The organism is Marinimicrobium sp. UBA4209 (assembly GCF_002381585.1).
Classification (GTDB): domain Bacteria; phylum Pseudomonadota; class Gammaproteobacteria; order Pseudomonadales; family Cellvibrionaceae; genus Marinimicrobium; species Marinimicrobium koreense.
Map to the genome: position 1 here is coordinate 1 of NZ_DFTP01000104.1, position 7,780 is coordinate 7,780.

9 protein-coding genes and 1 pseudogene are annotated in these 7,780 nt (G+C 62.2%); 3 read left to right on the plus strand and 7 right to left on the minus strand.

Going from position 1 to position 7,780, the window contains the following annotated elements; translation table 11 throughout:
• The 3 genes and pseudogenes from B3187_RS15335 to B3187_RS15345 all read left to right on the plus strand — a co-directional run.
• Positions 1-314, plus strand: a pseudogene (locus B3187_RS15335) (hypothetical protein); the annotation flags it as partial.
• Positions 315-359: 45 nt separating this feature from the next.
• A complete protein-coding gene (locus B3187_RS15340) occupies positions 360-1,157 on the plus strand; it encodes a VOC family protein (RefSeq protein WP_286807338.1) in 798 nt (265 codons plus the stop codon).
• A gap of 135 nt (positions 1,158-1,292) precedes the next feature.
• Positions 1,293-2,099, plus strand: a complete 807-nt coding sequence (locus B3187_RS15345; RefSeq protein ID WP_286807339.1) for an SDR family NAD(P)-dependent oxidoreductase — start codon at positions 1,293-1,295, stop codon at positions 2,097-2,099.
• A 67-nt stretch (positions 2,100-2,166) separates the two neighbouring features.
• Here the strand turns inward: B3187_RS15345 and B3187_RS15350 are convergent, their stop codons facing one another.
• The 7 genes from B3187_RS15350 to B3187_RS15380 form a co-directional block, all read right to left on the minus strand.
• Positions 2,167-2,784, minus strand: coding sequence for a LysE family translocator (locus B3187_RS15350; RefSeq protein WP_286807340.1), 618 nt, complete (start codon positions 2,782-2,784; stop codon positions 2,167-2,169).
• A 45-nt stretch (positions 2,785-2,829) separates the two neighbouring features.
• The gene (locus B3187_RS15355; RefSeq protein WP_286807341.1) at positions 2,830-3,168 is read right to left on the minus strand and encodes a helix-turn-helix transcriptional regulator; all 339 of its coding nucleotides are present in this window, start codon (positions 3,166-3,168) and stop codon (positions 2,830-2,832) included.
• A 207-nt stretch (positions 3,169-3,375) separates the two neighbouring features.
• Positions 3,376-4,317, minus strand: a complete 942-nt coding sequence (locus tag B3187_RS15360) for a nucleotidyl transferase AbiEii/AbiGii toxin family protein (protein ID WP_286807342.1) — start codon at positions 4,315-4,317, stop codon at positions 3,376-3,378.
• Positions 4,301-5,122: a type IV toxin-antitoxin system AbiEi family antitoxin domain-containing protein gene (locus B3187_RS15365; RefSeq protein WP_286807343.1), complete on the minus strand. Its 822-nt coding sequence runs from the start codon at positions 5,120-5,122 to the stop codon at positions 4,301-4,303. Before B3187_RS15365 ends, B3187_RS15360 begins: the two co-directional genes overlap by 17 nt.
• Positions 5,123-5,191: 69 nt before the next feature.
• Positions 5,192-5,446 (minus strand): hypothetical protein, encoded by a 255-nt coding sequence (locus B3187_RS15370; RefSeq protein ID WP_286807344.1) that lies wholly within the window; start codon positions 5,444-5,446, stop codon positions 5,192-5,194.
• 279 nt (positions 5,447-5,725) lie between these two features.
• Positions 5,726-7,339 (minus strand): Fic family protein, encoded by a 1,614-nt coding sequence (locus B3187_RS15375; protein ID WP_286807345.1) that lies wholly within the window; start codon positions 7,337-7,339, stop codon positions 5,726-5,728.
• Between the two features lie 210 nt (positions 7,340-7,549).
• On the minus strand, positions 7,550-7,780 hold a 231-nt coding region (locus B3187_RS15380), incomplete at its 5' end, for an alpha-hydroxy-acid oxidizing protein (protein WP_286807346.1).

The following is a 7,780-nucleotide window of genomic DNA, read 5'->3' on the forward strand; positions in this document are numbered from 1 at the left end:
TCGCCGGCATCGTGCTGCTGGACCTGGCGCTGCAGGCGGTGCACATCACCAACATGAACATGATCTTCAACCTGGACGAGGCCGCCCGGAACCGGCTGAATTCCGGCTACATGTTCCTGTACTTCGTCGGCGGCGCCCTGGGTTCGCTGGGCTCCGCCGCCGCCTACCAGCACTACGGCTGGCTGGGGGTGTGCCTGCTGGGTGGTGGGCTGGGTGTGTTGGGCGTGGGCTATGGGGTTTGGATTCATGTCGGGCCGACCCATAAAGCCCATAGCGGTGTCGCAAAAGAGGAGGCTCGCCCTGTCGATTCCTGACCGAACGGATCGACTATCGGGTACAAAACCCACCGGGAGCGAATCATGCCCAACCAACACGGCGAATTTATCTGGTACGAACTGGCCACCGAAAACGCGGACGCCGCCCAGCAGTTTTACAGCGCGATACTCGGCTGGCGGGTCACCGACAGCGGCCAGCCCGACATGGACTACCGCCTTCTCCATGCCCGCGACGAGGACACGGGAGAATGGCGCGCGGTTGGTGGCTTGATGGCACTGACCGAAGAGATGAAACAGTGCGGCGCCAGGCCGGTGTGGCTGGGCTATATCGGTGTCGACGATGTGGACCGGGCAGTCGCCAAGGTGACTGAACTGGGCGGCAGCGTGCAAATGCCGGCCACGGATATTCCCGACGTGGGCCGCCTCGCCATGGTGAGCGACCCGCAGGGCACGCCCTTCTATGTGATGCGCGGCAACAGCAACGACACCAGCCTGGCGTTCGCGTCCGACCGCCCGCGAGTAGGCCACTGCGCCTGGAACGAATTGGCCACCTCCGACCCAGACGCGGCGAAAGCGTTTTACTTCGAAGCGTTCCGCTGGACCAAGGACGGGGAGATGGACATGGGCCCGATGGGCGCCTACGAATTTATCCGCCACAACGGCGTGATCGGCGCCGTCATGCCCAAGCCCGATGACATGCCCGTGCCGATGTGGCACTACTACTTCCGCCCCGCCGACATCGACGCCGCGATCAAAACGATCACCGAGAACGGCGGGCAGATCCTTCACGGCCCGGATGAAATTCCCGGCGGCGACTTTATCGTTAAAGGCTTTGATCCGCAGGGGGCGCTATTCGCGCTGGTGGGGTCCAGGCGGACTTGATCCTCCCCGGCATGCCGGCCGGCCATGCGCACTGGTGTCTTCGAGGTTGTACTTTCAGGCCAATGCCTTTCACGTTCGGCGCACTGCATAGTGGCAGGCTTGGTTTGCCACCCCACCCGATTCGAGGAAGCACGCATGAGCACCGCACTGATCACGGGCGCCTCCAGTGGCATCGGCGAAGACATCGCACGGCAACTGGCCGCGCGCGGCCTCAACCTGATACTGGTCGCTCGCCGCAAAGAGCTGCTGGACAAGCTCGCCGATGAACTGGCCGCCAGCCATGGCATCACCGCCACGGCCCTGGCCTGCGACTTGGCCGACCGCAAGAGCCTCGCGGCGCTGTTCGATCAGGTGGACACAGCCCTCGCGGAGCACAACGACACCTTGACCGTCTTGGTCAACAACGCCGGCACCGGCTTCTGGGCCCCCTTCGCCGACCAGGATCTGGCGGGCCTGCAGCGGGACATCGACCTCAACGTCACCGCACTCACGACCCTCAGCCACGGTTTTATCAAGCGCGCCCAGGCCCACGGCCAACCCGGTTACCTGCTCAATATCGCGTCCCTGGCGGGCATCCTGCCCACACCCCGCTACGCCACCTACTCGGCCACCAAGGGCTATGTGCGGTTCTTCACCGAAGTGCTGGATTACGAGCTGCGCGACTGCCCCATCAGCGTCACCGCCGCCTGCCCCGGCGGCGTGCTGACGCCCTTCCTGGACCAGGCCGGCCAGACCGTGAAGAAACAGACCGGCATCATGACCGCCGCCGAAGTTGCCAAACTCTGCGTGGACGCCATGTACGCCGGCAAGGTGGTGTACGTGCCCGGCCTGCTCAACAAGGTGGCCGTCTACACCAACCTGCTGCCCCGCCGCCTGCGCGGCTGGCTGCTGGAGCGCAGCATGATGGTGAGCGTGGAGGCGCGGCCGGATGCGAGCCGCTAGAACGTAGACGAAACGAACTACCGAGAAATCCTTGGTAGTTCAACGCAAAGTCGGCATCTGGCACGGCTTACTTAGCAGCCAATGCGCCCGCCGCGCCCAGGTAAAAAGCGCCTACAATTTTATTCGCGCGACGGCTCCGGACAAGCCGACGGCGAATCAAGGAAGCCGCAAGCACATAGCCCCCGTAGACGCCAAAGGATACCAACATAGCGACCAGGCCAAGCGCCACGGACTGCGTTGCATACGAACCGGCATCATGGATGAATAGCGGGTAAAGCATAAGACTGGCGAGCAAGGCCTTGGGGTTCGTCAGGGAAACGAACATCGCAGTCGTCAGCATGGTACGCCGTGACATCGGCTCCGGGGAGACCGCAAGAACACTTGATTTGGCGGTGAACGCCTTATAGCCCAGATAGAGCAGATACAACACACCGAGCCACTTCAGGATCACCAACACACTGGCGTACTGCAGGACCAGAACCCCCAAGCCCGACAGCACCATCGCGGCATGAAGGCCGGTGGCCAGCATGAAGCCAAAGGGAACGAACAGAGAACGGACCACGCCGTATTTCAAGGACTGCCCGACCGCGAAAGCGGCGTTTGGGCCGGGCAACGCCAGCACGGAGGCGAATACCGGCACGAACGCCAGCAGTAAATCTGTATTAGATAAAAAGTTATTCATCATCCCCAGCCATCAGGCAGCGTCACTCAAACGATGGCCTACGCAGCGTCAAAAGTCATCTTTCACAGCGTCGCTGGAACCTCGCACTGACTGGGGCAGAAGGTGCAATATGTATCCGGTCTCCGCCACCCGGGACGCCAACTCCGCCGGCGACGCTTCGAACAACGGCACCCCGACAATCGCCGCCGCTTCGAACACGGCGCCGATGGCGCAGCCCATCTCGCCCTTTTCAATACGCTGTACCAGACCACGGGAGATCCCGGCGCGCTCCGCCAGAGCCTCGGCGGTGACCCCCTGCTCAACGCGAGCACGACGAATCAGCCGCCCCAGAAGCTGGGCGGCGTCGCGGCTATAGCGGGAGTACGGGCGATTATCGGGCTTTGCCATGATCTATTTATAAACCTCAAACGTACTCAGCGATTAATTTATAGATCATATTATAGGGTTAACCGGCAAGGAGCGAACTGGCCGCCCGCGCAGTTGGTAATTGAAGCGCAGCATAATAGTGAGAGTGGTGCGTATTTAGTTTGTCTACTTCTATCGTAGCCAAACTACGACAATGAGCGCTTTCCGAAATAATAAGAACATTGCCGCTCAACTTTGAGAGTCCGCGATCCTAGCCAGCGACGCCTCCAAGTGTTCTGCGTCCGCCGCCCGCTTTTCCTCGGACCGCCGGGCCAGGTTATGCAGCTTACGGCGCACGCCGGGGAGCTCCCGAGCCTGGGGCAATCCTATCAGTGAAAAATCAGGCTGTTCATTCTCCACCGACCATAGGAAAGCGCGCGAGTACTCATCCAGCCAACCAGCGATCCGTGCGAGTAATCGCGCCCGACTGTCCAGCAATTGATCCGCGCTGACCGGCTCGGCGGTCATACCTTGGAAGTGGGTATCGAAGATGGTGTGGAAATCCTGGGGTTCACGGGGCTGCAGTATCTCCCAGGCCGGCTTGGGGCTGCAGGTCAGGTAAGCTAGAAAAGTGCGCCAGAGCGTTATGTCCGCCCGCGCGTCGTCCAGCAGCAAACCGACGTCGAAGAGATCACGAGGATGTTGCCGGGATAGCGCGGCCGCCAGTTTGCCGGCGTATAAATCAGCGAAATCGAGCACCTGGACGGAAGCAAACCCAAACGCCTCTTCGACCGGCGGCCTGACTGTCATCTCCCTCACCGGGTGCACGGTGCCACGCATCACCGGTGTGGTTTCAATCTGTACGCGTGCCCGGCCACGGCTGACCACCAGCCGCGTCACACCCCGCCCCTTCTGTTTCACCGACGCCTGCACTTGCAACTGCAACGGCCGCGCCCGCAGTGCGTCTGCCAAGCCCTCCAGCGCTTCTGTGATTAACGCTGAATCTTCCGCAAAGCGGTTCGCCGGCAACCAAGTCAGGTCGATGTCCACGGATAACCGGGGCAGATCCTGCTCAAACAGATTGATTGCCGTGCCGCCTTTCAAGGCGAAGCGTGGCTCCCGCGCCAGCAGCGGCAAGATGTCGACCAGCAGCTGCACACGATCCCTGTAGCGGCTATCCCAGGTGCTCATCCAAGTCTCCTGGCAGTGTTATCTGGTAAGTCGGATGCAGCCGCCCCCCTGGTACCAGCGCCCGCTTGCCAGAGCCCAGGTCGACCCCTTCCATGGGGACATGGGCCAACCAGGCATGGCCGTGCCGTTCCGCCAAGGCGAGGAACAGCCGCTTGGCCTTGATGCTGCGGCAATGACGAAGCAGCGCGCCCACCCTCTGCGGGCGCAGGGTTGGCATGCCTTGCATCAGCGCATCGGCTTCGTAGACCAGTGCCGCACCCGGCGGGCTATCACACAGCTCCAGCATGGCGCGCTCCGGCGTGGAACAGACGATGCCCTCCAACCCGGAATCCGCCTCGCGGCGCGCCAGCCCTTGGTCCAACAACTGGCGTTCCGGCGTCTCTGCGGTGAAACGCGGCATTTCCAGATCAAAAGGCGCCTTGCCGAAAAACTCGAAACGTACCGCCATCGGCAGCTTCGTCACCCAGCCGGGCAGGCGATCCGGGCCATACAGCGTCACCGTGGGCGCCTCACCCAGACGCAAATAGTGTTCGTGCCCGTGCCAGGCCAGGGCGAACCGCCCACCCACATACAGCGACAACCCCTCCCGGACCTGCAGGCTGCGCACTACCCCCTGCCAGTGCAGCCGCCCGCCTTTGCGCAGGTAGACACCACGCGCCGGCGACACCAGCCAGCCACTGGCCACGTAGCGCGCCACCAGGCTGGTGGAGTAACCGTGGGCCCGCAGCCAACGGCTGGATACCAAGGCGGTATCGTCCAGGCTGGCCAGGAGGCGGTTTATATATCCTTCATTTTGCTCACTCATAGTGAGCAAAATACTCTCAAAGGGAACCAATGCCAATTGCCTTTGAGGTTTACGGAATAGAAATATTACTCACTTACCGTTGGCTTTTTCGGCGCCATGTAAACCGCCCATCCTGCTTTCTTCACACTTAACGGTCCCCTGTGACCGCGCCCACTCCACCAGTTGAAGACGAATCAAACACTGATACGGGAGGCCGGCCTTCTCCGCCTGTTGCTTGAAGTACACGACGGTCTCTTCATCAAGCCAGAGCGTGACCGGCTTCTGCTTGAGCTGTTCGCCGTGCGAATTCCTGGTCGAGGCAGAGAAGTCGTAATCGTCGCGCATACCTATGGTCCCCGTCGTCGGAGGCGTCACGGGCAGTTGTTGCGCAACTTGCAACAACTACGGCCGTGCCATTCATCACGAATGAGCGAACAGGATCGCTCTAGGGGCTTTTCGAGGAAAGTCAGCGAAAGCGGAAGATGGTGTCAGCAAAGAAGGGCGATTGACGTAAGCGATCTCATAGCTCGCAAAAAAAACGGCGGATGGTCAGACGAGGCAGCGGGAGTCAGCAGCCAGAAGTCAGCAGGCGCTTTGATAATTCACCCCCCGTAAGGCTGGATACTACTTCCCAGCCGGCTTCTCCGGGCGATACCGATCCAACACCCTGGCGTCCGCTGCTCCTTCTTCCTGAAAGACTCGCGCAACAGCCTCAACGAGTTCTTCCCACACCCCGGCTCTCCGAAGCACCGGCATTTCCTTGGCCAGGACGTTGCTGAGTTGCCCGCTATTTTGTTCGATGGAACGCAATACGCGATCGGCCTGAGGGTCCGGCATCTCCACCACCTCCTTGAGCGCCGTACGGGCCCGCGCGTGAGTGCGCAGGTATCGAGACTCCACGCGCATCTGCTCGGTCAAGGTCCGACGGAGAATCGCCGCCAGGAAAATCACATGGGGCGTCAGGTCGGGATAGCGCCAAAGCGGCATGGCCTGCTTCGCACCATGGAACACCAGGTTGGACACCACGCCATCCGGGTAGGTGGTTTGTGTCGGTGTGAACTCGACGTGCTGGCGCACGGCCTGCATCAGGGGTTTGGAGACCTCGTCCAGCACCCGGTCGTAGCCGCGCCGCTCGCCCGCGTCATCCATGATCACGGCGGACACCGGCAGGATCACCGGGTCCGGGATCACGCCGTCACGGCGCAGGACATCGTTGATCAGGAAGCGATGCACGCGGCCGTTGCCATCGGCCAGCGGGTGGATGTACACAAACCCGAAGGCCGCCACCGCGCTGCGCATTGTGGAAGACTGGCCCCGGGTCCGCTCCAGAAACACCCGCAGGCCTTGCAGCATCGCGGCAGCGGCATCGTCCGGCGGCGCCACGTAATGCACCACTTCCTGGTAGCGCACCATCTCGCCAACGAACACCGGCGACTGACGAACCCCAAAGTGCTGGATGGTGGTTCTCTCGCCCAGAATCTCCCTTTGCAGATCGGCCAGGCCCGCATCATCCAGAGGCAGGCCCCCCTGCCCGGTGCGCCGCGCCATGACGTCGGCGAAACGCTGTACCCGCCCCACCTGATCGGCCTCCCCTTCGATAGCGAAGCTGGCTTTGCTCTCCCGCAGGGTCATCCACACCGCCGCGCGCACCAGGAGGTCTTCGCCGAACTCTTCGGTGAGCTCGCCAAACAGCGCCCCCACATCCAGCCCCGCCGCCTGGGCCAGCGCCTCGGTCTTGACCACCATCGGGCAAAAATGCCGCGTCCCCGCCAGGTTGTCGTTGACGCGCCAGCGTTTGCTCTTGACCACCTGATCGGCGGACGCCACCACCAGCTTGCTGGCATCGAGGGCATCCACATAGTTGCCTCCCAGCCGTTCGGGCACCGCCAACGCTTGATCCATCAACCATTCGTACAGGAAGGCGGCGCGGCGGGCGTACTGGCCGGTGGGTTCCGCGGCCACCCACGCCTGTACAAACCCGAGCCCGGTGCGCTCGAACAAACGGGCGAGAAACTCCAGGTGCGGTACCTCATGGCGCAGGTGAAACTGCAAATGCGCGGCCGGGTTGGCCGGCGGTCGCATAGCCTCGGGATAGGTTTCCAGCCGGAAGCCATCGTTCACCTCGGTGCTACGACGGCCGCCCACCTGGCTCACCACCGCCAGGGGCCCCAGCGGCACGACGTCATAAGCCCGTGCCAGCCAGGCGGCACCTATGGGATCGGCGGGCAATTCCGTCATGGGGACCTCCGAATAAAACGGCTTATGGACAACCCAAAGCGGTGACACAAACTAGCCGCTGCACAAAACGGGTTAGATGTGCACAAAAACGATTACACCAATAAGGGTTTGCACAAAAATGATTGTGCCTTGGTTGGTGCAAAGTGCCAAGCCCCGGGGGAACAGACAGGTAGCGCGCACTAAATCCAGCCTTTAACAAGCTGCCAAGGCTCAATCCCCCGCCCGCACCAGACTCTCCCGAGAAATCTCCCCAACCGCCCGCGCCCCAGTCAACGTCATCGCCACCTTCATCTCGCTGGCGATCAGGTCCAGCAGGTGGGCCACGCCCTGCTCGCCGGCGGCGGCGAGGGCGTAGACGAAGGGGCGGCCGAGCAGAACGCCGTCCGCGCCCAGGGCGAGCAGACGCACCACGTCCAGTCCGGAGCGGACGCCGGAATCCGC